This window comes from Mobiluncus sp., assembly GCF_985070215.1.
This window is the reverse complement of sequence record NZ_CFKZQR010000014.1, coordinates 1-14,720: the sequence shown is the minus strand read 5'-3', so window position 1 is coordinate 14,720 and position 14,720 is coordinate 1. Positions and strand designations below refer to the sequence as shown.

15 protein-coding genes are annotated in these 14,720 nt (G+C 53.8%); 4 read left to right on the top strand and 11 right to left on the bottom strand.

The window, feature by feature from the left end; genetic code table 11:
- Positions 1 to 10: 10 nt before the first annotated feature.
- From AC5LBQ_RS04425 to AC5LBQ_RS04400, 6 genes are all read right to left on the bottom strand, one after another.
- Positions 11 to 775, bottom strand: coding sequence for a hypothetical protein (locus AC5LBQ_RS04425; protein WP_493264737.1), 765 nt, complete (start codon positions 773 to 775; stop codon positions 11 to 13).
- A 91-nt stretch (positions 776 to 866) separates the two neighbouring features.
- On the bottom strand, positions 867 to 1,946 hold the full coding sequence (locus tag AC5LBQ_RS04420; protein ID WP_493264736.1) for a bifunctional DNA primase/polymerase: 1,080 nt from the start codon (positions 1,944 to 1,946) through the stop codon (positions 867 to 869).
- Entirely contained in the window at positions 1,921 to 2,922 is a 1,002-nt protein-coding gene (locus AC5LBQ_RS04415; RefSeq protein WP_493264735.1) for a hypothetical protein, read from the bottom strand. The genes AC5LBQ_RS04420 and AC5LBQ_RS04415 overlap by 26 nt, the downstream gene beginning before the upstream one ends.
- Before the next feature lie 9 nt (positions 2,923 to 2,931).
- Entirely contained in the window at positions 2,932 to 3,132 is a 201-nt protein-coding gene (locus AC5LBQ_RS04410; protein ID WP_295028377.1) for a helix-turn-helix domain-containing protein, read from the bottom strand.
- Positions 3,125 to 3,340 carry a helix-turn-helix domain-containing protein gene (locus AC5LBQ_RS04405; protein ID WP_493264734.1) on the bottom strand — a complete coding sequence of 72 codons (216 nt, stop codon included), beginning with the start codon at positions 3,338 to 3,340 and terminating at the stop codon, positions 3,125 to 3,127. The genes AC5LBQ_RS04410 and AC5LBQ_RS04405 overlap by 8 nt, the downstream gene beginning before the upstream one ends.
- Positions 3,341 to 3,776: 436 nt before the next feature.
- Positions 3,777 to 4,073, bottom strand: a complete 297-nt coding sequence (locus tag AC5LBQ_RS04400; RefSeq protein WP_493264733.1) for a helix-turn-helix domain-containing protein — start codon at positions 4,071 to 4,073, stop codon at positions 3,777 to 3,779.
- Positions 4,074 to 4,152: 79 nt separating this feature from the next.
- Here AC5LBQ_RS04400 and AC5LBQ_RS04395 point away from each other — a divergent pair, with 79 nt between their 5' ends.
- On the top strand, positions 4,153 to 4,569 hold the full coding sequence (locus tag AC5LBQ_RS04395; RefSeq protein WP_493264732.1) for a helix-turn-helix domain-containing protein: 417 nt from the start codon (positions 4,153 to 4,155) through the stop codon (positions 4,567 to 4,569).
- A 250-nt stretch (positions 4,570 to 4,819) separates the two neighbouring features.
- Here AC5LBQ_RS04395 and AC5LBQ_RS04390 read toward each other — a convergent pair whose 3' ends face one another.
- Positions 4,820 to 5,443 (bottom strand): DUF3800 domain-containing protein, encoded by a 624-nt coding sequence (locus tag AC5LBQ_RS04390; RefSeq protein ID WP_493264731.1) that lies wholly within the window; start codon positions 5,441 to 5,443, stop codon positions 4,820 to 4,822.
- 1,545 nt (positions 5,444 to 6,988) lie between these two features.
- Between AC5LBQ_RS04390 and AC5LBQ_RS04385 the strand changes: the two genes are divergently transcribed.
- Positions 6,989 to 7,615, top strand: coding sequence for a bifunctional 4-hydroxy-2-oxoglutarate aldolase/2-dehydro-3-deoxy-phosphogluconate aldolase (locus AC5LBQ_RS04385; RefSeq protein ID WP_295028391.1), 627 nt, complete (start codon positions 6,989 to 6,991; stop codon positions 7,613 to 7,615).
- 64 nt (positions 7,616 to 7,679) lie between these two features.
- Here AC5LBQ_RS04385 and gnd read toward each other — a convergent pair whose 3' ends face one another.
- From gnd to AC5LBQ_RS04365, 4 genes are read right to left on the bottom strand one after another with little or no spacing between them, the layout of a single operon-like run.
- Positions 7,680 to 9,119 carry an NADP-dependent phosphogluconate dehydrogenase gene (gnd, locus tag AC5LBQ_RS04380; RefSeq protein WP_491680615.1) on the bottom strand — a complete coding sequence of 480 codons (1,440 nt, stop codon included), beginning with the start codon at positions 9,117 to 9,119 and terminating at the stop codon, positions 7,680 to 7,682.
- Positions 9,120 to 9,125: 6 nt separating this feature from the next.
- On the bottom strand, positions 9,126 to 10,166 hold the full coding sequence (locus AC5LBQ_RS04375; protein WP_295028395.1) for a zinc-binding dehydrogenase: 1,041 nt from the start codon (positions 10,164 to 10,166) through the stop codon (positions 9,126 to 9,128).
- Positions 10,167 to 10,198: 32 nt separating this feature from the next.
- Positions 10,199 to 10,966, bottom strand: coding sequence for an SDR family oxidoreductase (locus tag AC5LBQ_RS04370; RefSeq protein WP_295028396.1), 768 nt, complete (start codon positions 10,964 to 10,966; stop codon positions 10,199 to 10,201).
- Between the two features lie 20 nt (positions 10,967 to 10,986).
- Entirely contained in the window at positions 10,987 to 12,393 is a 1,407-nt protein-coding gene (locus AC5LBQ_RS04365) for a GntP family permease (protein WP_295028398.1), read from the bottom strand.
- Between the two features lie 294 nt (positions 12,394 to 12,687).
- Here AC5LBQ_RS04365 and AC5LBQ_RS04360 point away from each other — a divergent pair, with 294 nt between their 5' ends.
- Complete coding sequence (locus tag AC5LBQ_RS04360; RefSeq protein WP_491680616.1) at positions 12,688 to 13,662, top strand: phosphoglycerate dehydrogenase; 975 nt, start codon at positions 12,688 to 12,690, stop codon at positions 13,660 to 13,662.
- A 64-nt stretch (positions 13,663 to 13,726) separates the two neighbouring features.
- The gene (locus AC5LBQ_RS04355) at positions 13,727 to 14,620 is read left to right on the top strand and encodes an FGGY family carbohydrate kinase (RefSeq protein WP_493264730.1); all 894 of its coding nucleotides are present in this window, start codon (positions 13,727 to 13,729) and stop codon (positions 14,618 to 14,620) included.
- The last annotated feature ends 100 nt before the right edge of the window (positions 14,621 to 14,720 follow it).

Here is a 14,720-nt window from a genome sequence, read left to right as displayed (position 1 = left end):
CAGCGCCGGTTTAGTACTCGAAGTTGGGGTCTCCGCACCGTTTACGGGCAAGCTCTAACGTGAACTGGTAGGACTCGGGCGCGAACGTTTTGAAATGCTCCAACTGTTCCCGACCTTTCAAAGGCCGATGACGACGCTTACACGTGTAGCATATGGGCTGGTCAGCGTCGATTTCCAGGCTGTCCATGAGAGGTTGGGGGGTGGCGGGTGAGTCAGCAGGTGAGTCTGGTGCATCCGCTGTGGATGGTGTGGGCGTAAAGTTTGTGGCCCCCTCTCTATTTCTTAACTCTGTAACAGTCCCCTTAAAGGGGTTAAAGTCTGCACTGAGTTCCGAACGGTCTGAACTGCGCTTTTGCCACAGTTTTTGTTTTAAAGCCCGGAGGCGGGCATACGTTTGGGCGCGGTGGCGGCCCCAGGCTTCACTGTTATGGTTCCAGGCTTGGTGGCACAGGTCGAGCAGAGTGTATTTCATGATGGTGAAAATGCTCGGCTCGGGTTTCCCGCCCACTATCGTGCCGCGTTGCCACCTGATTGCTCCGATTCCTTCCAGTACTTGTAAACATTTCGCGGTCCAGCGTTCGCTCAGACCGGCTGATTGGGCTATTTGCCACACAGTCGATTTCAGGATTTCCTTACCGCGTGCCCGAGCAGAAACGGCTTGGAGCACGGAACGTACTCCTTGCCATTGCCTGCCTGAGAGTTCTCCCCAGCCCCCACGAGCCATACTGGCCACGATGATGGGTACCGGGGTTTCCATCCCTATACTTCCAGCCATCACAACTCCATCCCGTAAGGCTCAGCCTCCACGGCCGGTGTAGGCATATCTGCTTCCGCTGCGGCGTGGGCAATCGGTTCACTCTTGCTGTTCATAGTCCGATTCCTTCCATTTCGGGTTCTTCTATTGGTTGGGGTATGTGTGGCTCACCGGCTGGTGGGTCACCATAGGGAAAAGATTGGCGTATCGCCCGTGCGGCGGCTTGATAGTTTCCGCCGTGATTGAGCAGGGTGTATGCAGAAAACTTGGAATACGCTTTTTCCGGCTCGAACATGGTTGAGGTAGAAAACACGTACAGGTAGTCGCCTTGACCGTACCCGGTCGAGGCGGAAACCCCGAACTGTTTACCTGGCCGACACCAGAAACGTTGCCCGCCACCGTCTTGTCCGACACACCGCCAGCCGTGAGGTTCTAAAACGTCCGCCCAGTCCACGCTGCGGTTAAACACGTCTCCCGGGCGTTCCTGTCCGTCTGGCCGGGCTTCCATCCGTTTCACTACCCGCCGGGTAGGTTCAGACACCCGCTCACGCTGGTCCAAAACGGTAAAGCATTCATGCAAGGCGCTAATCTCGGCGGGAGTGAACTTGGGACAGGACGCGGGACCGCCTCTCAGCAGGCTCCAGCCACTGTCCCCTGGGTCTATCCCCCTGGTCGGGGCGATAACCGTGTAACCGCCCTCCCCGCGGGTTTCTGCTAAAACCAGATTGTCTCGGGTACAAGCCAGGCGGGTGTTGCCCAGGACTATCCCGGTAGTTGATTGCAGGAAGAAATGTATCCCGCCGGAATATGACCGTTCTACCCAACCATGCTCTAACCTGTCCATCAAGCTCCCGCAGTCTTTCGTCTGTGCGGCTTGACGTACCTGGGTCATCATTTGAGCCGACCGGCCTTCCAGTTCAACCATTTCCAGCCCGCCACTGACCGCACCACAAATCACTGCCACGCCCGGTGCACGGCCCGTGACGGGATCTAGCCGGAACAATTTTTGGGCGCTAATCGGGGATAGGCGTATGGTTTGTAACTGTTTCCACGCCTGCCTAGGCCGTTTCGCTCCCGGCTCCCCAGGCCGATACACCGGCACCGGGTTCATCCCCTGTTCCAGCAGGGTTCCCACCGTGTCGGCAACTGAGTCGCCAAGTTCTAGCTCAGCAAAGGGATTTTCTTGTCTCAACGTGTGCCTCCTCACATTTTGGAGCCGCAGTTTCAGGCTCCTCACCCTTTAATGCGCCGCATCCGTCACCGCCCGTATCCCCTCTCACACCACCGTCAGGAATCAGGTCAAACAAGGTAGGCTGAGCACCCCTGGCCATGAGGTTTTTGATTTTCAACAACTGGGTCTGTACCCACAGGCGGGACTCCTCGGGAAGCCCCTCCACACTGTCCACAGTGGACAAACGCGCGAGCAGCCCGTACTCCCGATGCTCTACCGGTCCGGTAATCAACTCCCAAATCAGGTCTGCCACATCCGTCAAAGACCTGGCTCGCGCCCGCAACAAATTCCTGAACTTGCCCGAGGCCTTGTCCCACCAAACTTCTGACGCGCCCCGGTCCCGATCGTTAGGTTGGGTTTTCAGCTCTATCAGCGTGCGCCACACAATCTCCATCGAGTCCATAGCACCCCCTACCGGCACCCCCGCCTGAACCAGAGTCTCGATAATCCGTTCACTCGTAGCCCCGTCCATGAACCCGGGAATATCACTCATCTCCACAGTGGAACTGCCCGGAATAATCCGTGCCGCTTCCTCGCTCTCACCATCAAACCCCACATAAGTTAAGGGGACAGCGCGATGATTCACGCTGCCCACCAAATCGTGATGAACCTGCCACAAGCCATTCGCGAACACCAACGGCCAACCCGGATGAGTCGAGGACAAAAACGACTCCAGACTGCCCTTCAAATAGATAAAACACGACGCTATCAACATGGCATGAGCCTGTTCATAACCCACCCGATAACGTGCCGCGATACTCGCCGCTGAACGCCGACCCCGCTTATGCGCCTCTAAAACAATCGCGTCCCACACCACACGTTCCTGACCGGGCGTGAGTTCACCCACCCACACCCGCCACAGCCAGTCCACCAGCTCCTGGCTGCTACACACGTGGACCTCGAAACCCCGCAAGTCCTCATCATCTAGCCAGGCCATCACAAACACCTACTCGACAGCCTGCATAAAATCAGCCAACGCCTGCGGGGTAATCCTCACCAGACGCGGCCCGACACGTACCGCAGCGAGCTTGCCATCCCAAATGTATTGACTCACGGTCTGCTGGGCGACACCAAGAAACTGTGCCGCCTGCTTCACCGTCAATAACTGGGTATCCGCACTCACCACCAACGGAGCCTGCTCACCCATGCTTCACCCCCTTTCTACACAACAAACCATCCACGGCTTCCGCCGCGATACGCACCGGACGGCCATCATGACGCACACCCGGACGAGGCGTACCCACCTTTTCGGCAGGCAAAACCCCTCTCTCAATCCAGCGATAAACCGTTTTCGGGGACACCGCGAACTGGGCGGCGACATGCTGCACAGTCACATACTTCGGACGCGCCCTCATCACGCCACCCCCAAACCAGAACCATCAGGGAGGCAAACAGGAAAAACACCACTCACGGCAGGACTCGATTCAGCTTGTACAGTTCGTTGAGGCAGCCCCGCTACGCCTGTTGAGGACGTAATAGAGCCGGGTACTTCAACACCTGGTACAAGACAGGCCCGCCGCTTTCCCCGCCGAGACGGGTCTTGTATAGCAAACGCGCTACCCGGCCTACAACCGTAAGCCGATACAAAAAAGTCGCTCTCACGGGGAAGCGACAAACCGCTTGTACTGGTGTGTTGAGCACCATGACCAAGCGTAGCATCCAGTCTCGAACCATGTCCAGCATTACCAGTCGGTGTTTCCCGTACCGTTTCGAGGACAGGGTGTGTGCAAGAGCACTGTTGGGCAAAGGGGGATAAGCGTGTCCTACGTGTACGCATAGAGCGACTCCTCTTTATGCTTCGTTTTGAATGATTTGGGTGCGGTGGGTCTCCATGAATGGGATTGATTGTTCGGCGCGGGTCATGAGAGCTGAGGCATGAATTCCTAACTCGTTGCTGATTGTTAGGAATTCAGCTGTGCTCATTGGGGTGTGTCCGTTGAGCTTGTTCGTGAGTGTTGCTCTTCGTGCTCCGAGGCGTTCAGCTAGTGCTGTCGTTGTGATGCCCCGTCGCACCATCTCGGCTTTTATCTCTCGACTTAGCACCAATGCGCCCAAACCAGGCGTGTACCGTGTACGGTTCATTTCCATAAGTTGATTATATGTACCGTGTGCGGTACGTTGTCAAGTTTTCTTCATTTTTTGTACCCCACGGGTTACGATTAGCCTTGTGACTGCACGAAAAAAGACTGTTGATAAATTTGGGCGAGGCGTGGCTCAGGTTTTGAATTCTCTGTACAAACAGAGTGGTTTGTCCTACCGTGCATTGAGCGAGAAGTCGAGTTTGTCTCTGAATCGTGTGGGAATTATTTTGCGGGCTGAGTTCCGTGCAATTGATGTAGATGAGCTTTTTCGCCTATGCGAGGCTTTGAATACCCACCCATCCTTTGTAATCGCGGCGGCGGAGTGGCTGGTGTATCGGGAAGCTCCTGAGGGTCTTTCTGAGGATGATGTGAGGGCTGTTGAGTCTTTGCTGCCTGGGGGTACGGGTGTGTCGGTGGGTGAAAAGTGTGCGCCTATACCGTTGTTTTCTGACCGGGACGGGGATGAGTTTCCCGCAGAGGTGGCGCTTCCTCGTATGGCGTAGATGCTGCCGTTGCTGTTGGGTGGGTCAGTCAGGCTTTTTCGTTGCCAAGTTTTCCTTGAGCTTCAGGTGGTGGTTTAAGTGTGAGACCCGGACGTTTTTTGCCTGAAAAGGGCTAAAAAATCAAGATATTGTGTCTTGACATAGCAGGGGTTAATGGGCGATAATTGAAGTGCAGAGACCTCACGTCTCGAATAGTCGCCGTATGGTTGGCGTGCTAGGTAATCTCCTAGATAGGGCGTGAGGTCGTCCTTCATTTGAATACCCAGTAGGAGCCTTCAGGCTGGAATGTGCGCGTTTTGAATGTATCGTAAAGCTCAGTACTCTTCTCGCCTGATTCGGCGTACTGTCTGATGGCTCCGGCAATCATGTCTGCTAACTGAATCCCAACACTGTTCCTAGAGTCCACGAACTCAACCTTCCGTACCACTGTCTTACCTGAACCGTTAGCTTTTTTCATGATGTATGATGCGTCAGTGATGCCAAAGCTTTTTGTGTCTTGTCCATCGATGAGGATTTTTGCGTTTTTTACCGTGTCGAACGTGTGGGTTAACAGCAGCGAAATAGCGAAGGATTTCAGTTTACTCGGAGATTTGCGAAGCGTCTCAGAATAGAGAACAGTTTTGTCTATCACCAGTACTCGAACAGCAAAATTCACTGGCTCGATTGCCTCAAAAAACATTCTCTTGTGTGTTTTTTTGGTTTTATGAAATTTAAACTCGGTCTTTCGATGCAACTGTTGTGATAAATCGCTAACTTTCTGGTCGAGGAGTTCTATCTGCCGTGTATCATCGAATACGCAGGCTGCCATAACTAGAAATCGAGTCGATCCTTTCCCAAACTTCATCCCTCCATCGCCAGAATCGTCAATATACACATGCATAACCTGTGATTATATCTCTCTTATCTCACCAGCGGGGTAAGTTGTGTCACTGCGACTTGTGAAGTCATCATCGTACCCCCTCTCCCATCATTGTACTTCAGGCAATAACGAAAGAACTAGAGCTGGTTTCCGTTCTGGTGTGCGCGGGTTACTTGAACCGGAACTCAAATAGTCCCCCGTCCTCGCCAACGTCAGTGAGTGGTGGTTGATACGGGCGAAACCGGCAGGCTCCTCATAACAATGCTTGTAAACCGCCACATGCAACATTATACTTTACTTAACCTGCGGTTTTACCCGTTCTCAATGGTTTGAAATGTTGCACGGGGGATTTTTTCTTTGCACTCTCTACCCTAAGTTAGTGTCCCTCGCCCTCCGCGAGGGATTCGAACCCCCGGTTCACCGGCGCGGGCGGCAGCGAGCGAAGCTCGCATAAGTCGCCGCGAAAACGGTGAAGCCGTTAAGAAACGACCACAATTGGTCGTTTCAGGCGAAACACCACAAAACAACACCCACGCGCTCACATGAAATACATCTATGCAGTTCGAAGCCGTTTTAGTTAGCTAAATGATGGTATAACTATCTGTAGGCATCAAATCGATTTATTTATAGCTACGACACGCTAACTAAGGCTACAACAACTAGAGTACATAAACCATGCCTGTATAATCTTATTTACATTATATGTGCGTCGCTTTGGCATAAATAGCTATTCCATATAGGCATATGCAATATTTACTAGACACTATGTGACATAGCTGTCTAATAGTAGAATCTATCTAGCAATCTCATCAAAGCGTAAATACTGTATCTGTGGAAAATATGGCTTGATAACTGGCTTACTGTCTAAGATACTCTGCCTATATTTATATATGTCATTTTAATTAAAACATAGCAAACATTGACTAATCGAATGTAGTCTCTTTGATAAAGAAAAAAGCAGAAAACTAATGCATATGACGATATAAATAGAAAACTCTATAAAGTCTACCTATCTATGTCTAATCTCAGAATTTTGAGCAAAATTCAGATAAACAAGACTATAACATATACATCGGTCTCATTTCCAATGATATTAGCCTTAAGAACATGTAGTCACTTCAATTCCAATAGGATACTTGCTAAACTCTATATACTTCAAGAAGTCAATGTATACAGTAGCATAATAGTTGTAAAACGTTGTTGGTCTAAATTATCAAAGTTCTACCAACAAAAGGGCCAGACAGTATCAAAATAGCTCTAATAGCTCACTATCCAATAACACTCTTAAAGCGCATAAAGACCAAGCAAACGCCAGATCATGCGAGCAGTCAGGAGCCGCACCTTACATGATAGCATACCGCGGCTTATGATCGCACCCGAACGCACACCGGCCTCGCCCGGTTCAATCGCGTTTACTCAACGTCATATTCCGCGTCAGAAGTCATAAAATGGACACGGAGGCTCTGTTCCATACTGCAACGTTGGTCAGAGGCCTGCCCGACACGATTGTCAGGCAGACTACCTGCTGCCAAGTACTCACGACACTCAGGAGGAATCAAGATGGATATGGATGCGGTTATCAAGAAAAATCCCCTCATCCCGGTAGTAGTTCTGGACGACGCAAAAGATGCCGTGGCATTGGCTGATGCTCTGCTTGCTGGAGGCATCAGCACAGCTGAAGTTACCTTCCGCACCGATGCGGCAGCGGCGGCTATCGCGCAAATGTCCCAGTACAGCGATATTTTGGTGGGGGCGGGCACCGTTACGAATCTGGAACAGGCTCGAATCGCCATAGATTCGGGAGCAAAGTACCTGGTCATGCCCGGTTACGATCAGGACCTAGTGGATTACTGTCAAGCTAACCAAGTGCCTGTTTTGCCCGGCGCTACCGATGCTTCTTGGCTGATGAAAGCCGTCAACTCGGGCTTGAAATACGTAAAGTTCTTTCCCGCACAAGCCTCGGGCGGGCTACCCGTGATTTCCGCGCTTTCCGGTCCTTTCCCGCAGATACAGTTTGTCCCGACCGGCGGTATCTCAAAGGAAAATCTGGCACAGTATCTGGCTCACCCACAGGTTCCTGCCTGTGGTGGTTCTTGGATTGCCACCCGACAGTTAATCGCCCAGGGTGATTTCGGCGAAATTACCGCCCGCGCTGCCAATGCTCTGAAGATTGCGGCAACTCGCTGAAAACCACACCGTGCTGAACGTGGCGCTCCCCTATTAGGTGAACCACGTTAATTTATAGTTACTGCTAGGAAAGCGATATTTCCGGACGTTGTGGGTTCTCCCATCGGGTATGGAAACTGCCCTCACTGTCCCGCCGGCGATAGGTATGTGCCCCGAAGAAGTCCCTTTGGGCCTGTACCAGAGCTGTTGGCAGAGCTGGGCAACGCAAGGAATCCAGATATGCCAAGCCAGCGTTGAGAGCAGGCAGGGCTATCCCGGCTTTGATGGTGTCGCTGACCACCGCGCGCAACGCGGGCAGGGCGTCTTTAATGACCGCGCTGATGGCTGGTTTCAGCAACAGCGGGGTGTCAAAGTCGCCATCCTTATAAGTTTCCATGATGTCTTGCAGGAGCCGGGCTTGGATGATGCAGCCGGCACGCCAAATGGCCGCCAGCTTGGCTAGGTCAACTGTCCAACCGTATTCCTTACAGGCGGCTCGAATCTGCGACAACCCTTGAGAATACGCCACAATTTTTGCCCCATAGACGGCTTTTTCTAGGTTATCCAGCAAATCTGGTCCGCCGGAAACAGTGTCAGGAACCCCTTCCCCTAAGACCTCACGAGCCAAGGTTCGGTGAACACTTTGCGAGGACACTGCCCTAGCGAAAGTAGCCGCCGCAATGATGGTGGAGCCGGCCCCAAGGGTCAACGCGTTTTGCACAGTCCACGAACCCGTACCCTTTTGACCGGCCTGGTCACAAATAATGTCGATGAAAGGCTGCTGCGTTTTTTCATCGGTATGCTGCAAAATATCAGCGGATATTTCCAACAAATAGGAATGCAGCGGTCCCTCATTCCAGCGAGAAAACACCTCGCTGATTTCCTTGGGACTCATTCCGTTTCGGTAACGTAACAGCTGGTAAGCCTCACTGAGCAGCTCCATATCGGCATACTCAATCCCGTTATGCACCATTTTCACGTAGTGTCCCGCCCCGCCCGGGCCTACCCAGGTACAGCATGGTTCACCTTGATAATGGGCCGAAATGGATTCCAGCAGGGGCCCCAGCCTGTCGTAAGCCTTTTGGGCACCACCAGGCATGATGGCGGGTCCGTTGAGAGCCCCGGATTCCCCTCCTGAGATACCACAGCCGACAAAGTGCAGGCCGCGCTGCGTAACCAGCTTCTCCCGGCGTTCCGTATCAAGGTAGAAAGAGTTGCCCATATCTACGATGATGTCCCCGGCGGAGAAAACTTCCCCGAGCATATCGATAGCCTTGTCAGTCGGTTCACCCGCAGGCACCAGCAAAATTGCTACCCGGGGGGTTGACATCGACTCTGCCAGCTTCACCGGGTCCTGGGTGGGGATAAAGTTTCCTTCCGCACTATGCTCTTGCGCTACCTGAGCAGCCCGTCCGGGAGCAACATCAAACAGGGCCACGGTGTGTCCATGACGTGCAAAGTTGCGCGCCAAAGAACGTCCCATTACCCCCGTACCGATTACTGCAACATCTGCTTTCTCTGTCATTAGTTTTCACTCCTCAAACCACAGGTTAACTATTACCTTGCCGGACGCAGCACTGTCTTTGGCTGTGTGGAAGGCTTTTTCGGCTTCGTCGGCGTTGAACTCGTGCGTAATGACGGATTCCAACTGTGGGGCGTTAGCCAAAATCTCTAATGCCTGGTCGATTTCGTCCAGGAACCGGAACGTTCCCAAATAGGTGATTTCTTTGGAAATCAAGGGCGCTAAATTGACCGGCCCATCAACCGCGGGAACCATCCCCACCTGAACCACCGTGCCGCGAGGACGACAAATCTGGAAGGCTTGGGAAATGGCGGGAAACACGCCCGCACATTCCAAAACCGCGTCAAATGCAGAAGCCTCCAGCTCGGTCTTTGTCGAGTTATACACGTGGTCAATTCCCAGGGCTTGAGCTCTCTGCAGAGGTGCATCCTGCACATCAATACAGCTGACTTCGGCTCCCAGGCTCTGAGCCGCGCCAGCTGCCAACAGCCCAATCGGACCCGCCCCGATTACCGCAACGTTCCGACCCGTCAAATTCTGCCATCCTGTAGCTGCCTGGAGACGATGCAGAGCGTGTAATCCGACACACAGAGGTTCGGTCAGTACCCCCCGTTTCAGCGGCAAATCCGGTGGCAAAGCATTGATTTGATCAAGCCGCAAGAGGATATATTCGCTCATACCCCCCTGGGTGTGGGGCCAGGTGGAGGCCGATCCGAGATAGGCTCCACCCGGCCACAAATGCGGTGAATCACTGTAGGCGGGCTGAGGCTGACCGAAAGTAGCCGGATGAGGGGTTACCGGCGTTCCCGGTGCGTAGGTCCCAGACGGATCTTCGGCTACGATACCGACTATTTCATGACCCGGTACCAGCGGTTCGCGCAGTTTGAAGGCGCCAACCTGTCCGTCAAAGAAGTAGTGTAAATCCGAACCGCAGATTCCGGCCCAAGCCACTCTCACCAGTACCTGGCCCTTACCGGGCTCGGGGCGAGGCGCGCGGCTAGATTCCATTTCTTCCTTGGCGTTGATACGCACCTGTTTCATGTCAGTCATTCATTCCTCCCTACAGTTTTCGACCGACTGGCTTAGACCACGCTGGTCATTCCTCCGTCGACTAAAATATTTTGTCCGGTGACAAAATTCGACGCTTCCGAGGACAGATAGATGAGTGTCCCCATCAGCTCGTCAAACTTTCCCCATCGTCCCGCCGGAGTACGGGCTTTCAGCCAAGCATCGAATTCCGGGTCTTGCCACAAATCCGTGTTCATCTCGGTAGCAAAGTATCCGGGAGACAACGTGTTGACTTGGATGTTGTAGCGCGATAGATCCGCCGCGAGGCCTTGGGCAAACATGGCTACGCCGCCTTTAGAGGCGCAGTACGGGGCAATGGTTTGCCGCGCTAGCCGAGACTGCACGGAACCGACCATGACGACTTTGCCGCTGCCGCGTTCGACCATGCGCTGCGCGACCGGTTTCGTCACGTAGAACACGGAAGAGAGATTCGTGCTGATGACCGCGTCCCACTCTTCGGTAGGGAACTCGGTGATGGGGTGACGACGCTGGATACCTGCGTTGTTGACCAGGATGTCCGGCGTGCCTTGGCTATCCATAAAGTCATTGAGGGCACGCCCGGCCTCCTGGGCATCGGTGACATCAAAAACCAGGTGTTCGACTGGGACCCCCAGTGACTCAGATAACTGCTGGGCTGCTTGGGATACTTTCTCGGCATCCCGGCCTTGCAGAGTGACGCGCGCCCCAGCTTTTGCTAAACCAGTGGCCAGAGCCAGCCCCAGTCCCCGGTTGGATCCGGTTACTAGGGCAGCTCGACCAGAAATATCGAACCAATTACACATAATCTCGTGGACTTCGCTCTCTAGGCAAAGATGAATAGCAGCGCCGCGATTGCGAAACCGATGACTGATTCGAGAAGCTGCTGCATGGTCCACACCTTCAGAGTGGTCTTTACGTCCATACCCGTCAATCGACCAACCAGCCAGAAACCAGAATCGTTGACGTGTGAAGCAAACACCGAACCTGCGGAGGCAGCCATAGTGATACAGACTACACCCCACGGCGAAAGCTGACCGGCAGCCACCGCCTGTTCGACCGCCGGGGCCAACAGCGAAGCGGCCGTGACCAGCGCTACTGTGGCCGATCCTTGTGCGAGACGCAGCGCCACCGCAATCAGGTAGGCAGCCAGCAGGAGTGGAATGCCCAAATCTTCCATCGATTTAGCCAACGCGTCACCGATTCCCGAAGCACGCAAAACCCCGCCGAACATACCGCCGGCGCCGGTGATGAGCACCACGGAACAGATTGGTCCCAGAGCGGAATCAACCACCTTTTCCAAAACAGTTTTGTCCTTAGAAATCTTGCCACCAAGCACCGCAATCGAAACCAGAGTCGCAATCAGCAGCGCTATGGGAGTTTCACCCAACGTGATGAGTAATTTCACCCAGCCGGCATCGCCGCTGATAACTCCGACCTTGGACAGGGTCGAGAACCCGGTGTTCATGAAAATCAACAGTACGGGCAGCAGCAGCAACGCGATGATTGTGCCGACTGAAGGGGGATTATCGGGAAGTTCATCATCCGACACGTTACCGAACACGTGGGAAGCCTCCACCTTGACGCGGGGAGCAATGAATTTAGCCCACAAATAACCGGAGAGAATGAAGGTCGGAATAGCAATGATGAAACCTTGTAGCATCACCAAACCCACATTGGCGTGGAAGTAGTCGGCTGCGGCAACAGGGCCGGGGTGGGGCGGGAGGAAAACGTGCATGACCGAGAAAGCGGCCGCAGTAGGAATCGCGTAGAGAACGATGGAACCCTTTAGACGCTTCGCCACTGCGAAAACGATCGGCAGCATCACAATCAAGCCCGCATCAAAGAAGATGGGGAAGCCCAGAATCAGGGATGCCACACCCAAAGCTAGGGGGGCACGCTTCTCACCGAAGAGATTAATCATGGCATCTGCCAGAACCTTCGCGCCCCCGGATTGCTCGACCATCTTGCCGAGCATGGCACCTAAGCCAACGAGCAGCGCGACCGAGGCGAGGGTGCCTCCAAAGCCATCTTTCATCGCCCCCACGATTGATTCAATGGGCAAACCAGTGGCTAAGGCCGTGAGGAAGCTGACCAAAACCAAGGTCAGAAAAGCATGGAGCCTGAATACAATAACCAGGACCAAAATCGCAGCAATTGCAGCTAAAGCAATGCCGAGCAGCGGTAATGTCCCCATAGTCTGGGTCCATCCCTCTATCTCAAATGGTTGCATCTAAACTCTCCTTTGAACATAGAGCAAACTCTCACTTGTATTGTTGGCCGCCGAAACACCCCAAAAGTCCTCATCAAGAACCCAGTTGGCCAGCGCTTAGCGGTCGATGTGTACCCAAAGTCTACTGGAACGCGCCGCGCTTTTGGTTGGAATAGCTGTGCAGATGCAGACAATGAGATTTTTATGCAATTCACCCAGAGGAGTTGCGCGGGCCAGCCACGATGAACGATATGGAACTAGGATGGTTTTGGACGCCGCCCGGGACTGGGCTATTGACTCGCCACGGAGAACACCATGAATACAGATTCGCAAAAAATATTAGTTACGCCGACCTCTTTTACCTCTGCGGAGCTGGAGTTTGCCCGCGATCTCTTGCAAGACAGCGGCTATGAAATCGCCTATAACCAGTCAGGCAAGCCCTTAGACGCCGATTCGTTAGTCGCAGCCGCTCGCGATTGCTTAGGGATTTTGGCGGGTTTGGACGATTTTTCAGCTGCGGTTTTGGATCAGCTCCCTGGCCTGCGGGTCATTTCGCGTTACGGCGTGGGGGTGGATCGGGTCGATTTGCAGACTGCTCGCCGCAATGGAGTCGTGGTGACCAACACTCCGGGAGCGAATTCCATCGCCGTCGCTGAAATGGCCTTGACCAGTATGTTTGCCCTGGCGCGCCACATCGCCTGGTTGAATGAAACGACTCGGCAGGGACAATGGTTGCGCGTGGTGGGCACCGAGTTGTCGCAAGCCACTTTGGGGATTGTGGGATACGGCTCAATCGGGCGGGCTTTGCGGCAGCTGGTCACGGGTCTGGAAATGAAAGTGCTGGTTTACGACCCGTTTTTCAACCCCGATACCGACCCGACGGTTCAGGGCGTAGACCTGCCCGACCTGGTGCGAGAGAGCAATTTCATCTCTTTGCATCTGCCGCTCACGCCGCAGACCGAACATTTATTTGATGCCTCGATGTTCCGTCTCATGTCTCCCGGCACGTTTTTGATTAACACTTCACGAGGGGGGATTATCGATGAGTCCGCCGCCGCCGCGGCCCTGGACGCCGGTCAGCTCGCCGGTCTCGCTTTGGACGCTTACGAGCAAGAACCGCCCGCGCCCGACCACGAACTTTTCCGTTTCCCCAATGTCATCGCCACCCCGCACAGCGGTGCCCAAACTGTCCAAAGCCGCATCCGCATGGCAAAGGGCGCGGTAGACAATCTGTTGCGCGCCCTAGCGGGCGAACCGGTAACGAATCTGGCTTCTGACCCAGAAGTCTGAATCTGAACACCGCGCAAGTCGCTGCAGATATACTGAAATCAGCCGTGACCTTTAGGAGTGCGCGATGAATGTTTTAGTTATCGAATCATCAACCAGTTCAGCCAAAGCGATGATCTATGACACGGTCAAGAACGATTTTACGGTTGAAAATGCTTTCTATCCGCCCATGGGTAATGATTTGACCCAGCATGATCCCATGGTGGTTTACGAAGCGAGCTTGGCGGCGGCCAAGACACTGTTGCGAGGTCGAAAAAACATCGACATCATCGTGCTTTCCGGGGTGTGGCATTCCATCGGATTGTTCAACCCGAACATGGACCCGGTGACCCCCATCATGCAGTGGTCCAATACCAAGGCTTCCGACCAAGCTGAGGCTTTCCGCAGCAAACCCCAACTGACCAGGGAATACTATAACCTCACGGGCGGTTATCCCAACGCTATCTATCCATTCTTTAAACTTGCCTTCCTCAAAGAAGAGGGATACAACATTTCTTCCTACATCGCCATGGGGCAGGCAACTTACAACTTTTATCGCTTGACCGGGAACATCAAAGTTTCTCGCTGTATGGCGTCCGGTTCCGGATTGGTGAATATCACCACCGGCGAATACGACCCCAAGCTGTTAGAGGTGATTAATCTCGAACCTTCTCAGCTTCCGGAAATTGTCGATAATAGCTATCAGGCGCCGCTTTCCGCCCAGGCTGCAGCCAGTTTGGGGTTGCCAGCTGGAATCCCCGTGGTTCCCGCCATGTCCGATGGGTCGCTCAATCAGCTCGGCTCGGGAGCCTTGCGCGAAGGGCAAATGACACTGTCGGTGGGCACGTCCGGTGCTTTGCGGGTCACGTCCCCGCAGCCGCAGTTCCACCCGGATATGTCTACTTGGTGCTACATCGGACCCAAGAGTTGGATTTCCGGGGCTGCAACGGCGGGGGCCTGCAATACGGGGGGTTGGTTTTAAAGGTTGTCGCTGGGCCCCCCCACTTACGAAGAACTCCAAACGGGGGTGGGTTACGCTGCCGATACTCCGGTCTTTTTTCCTTTCATTTTTTGGGGACGAA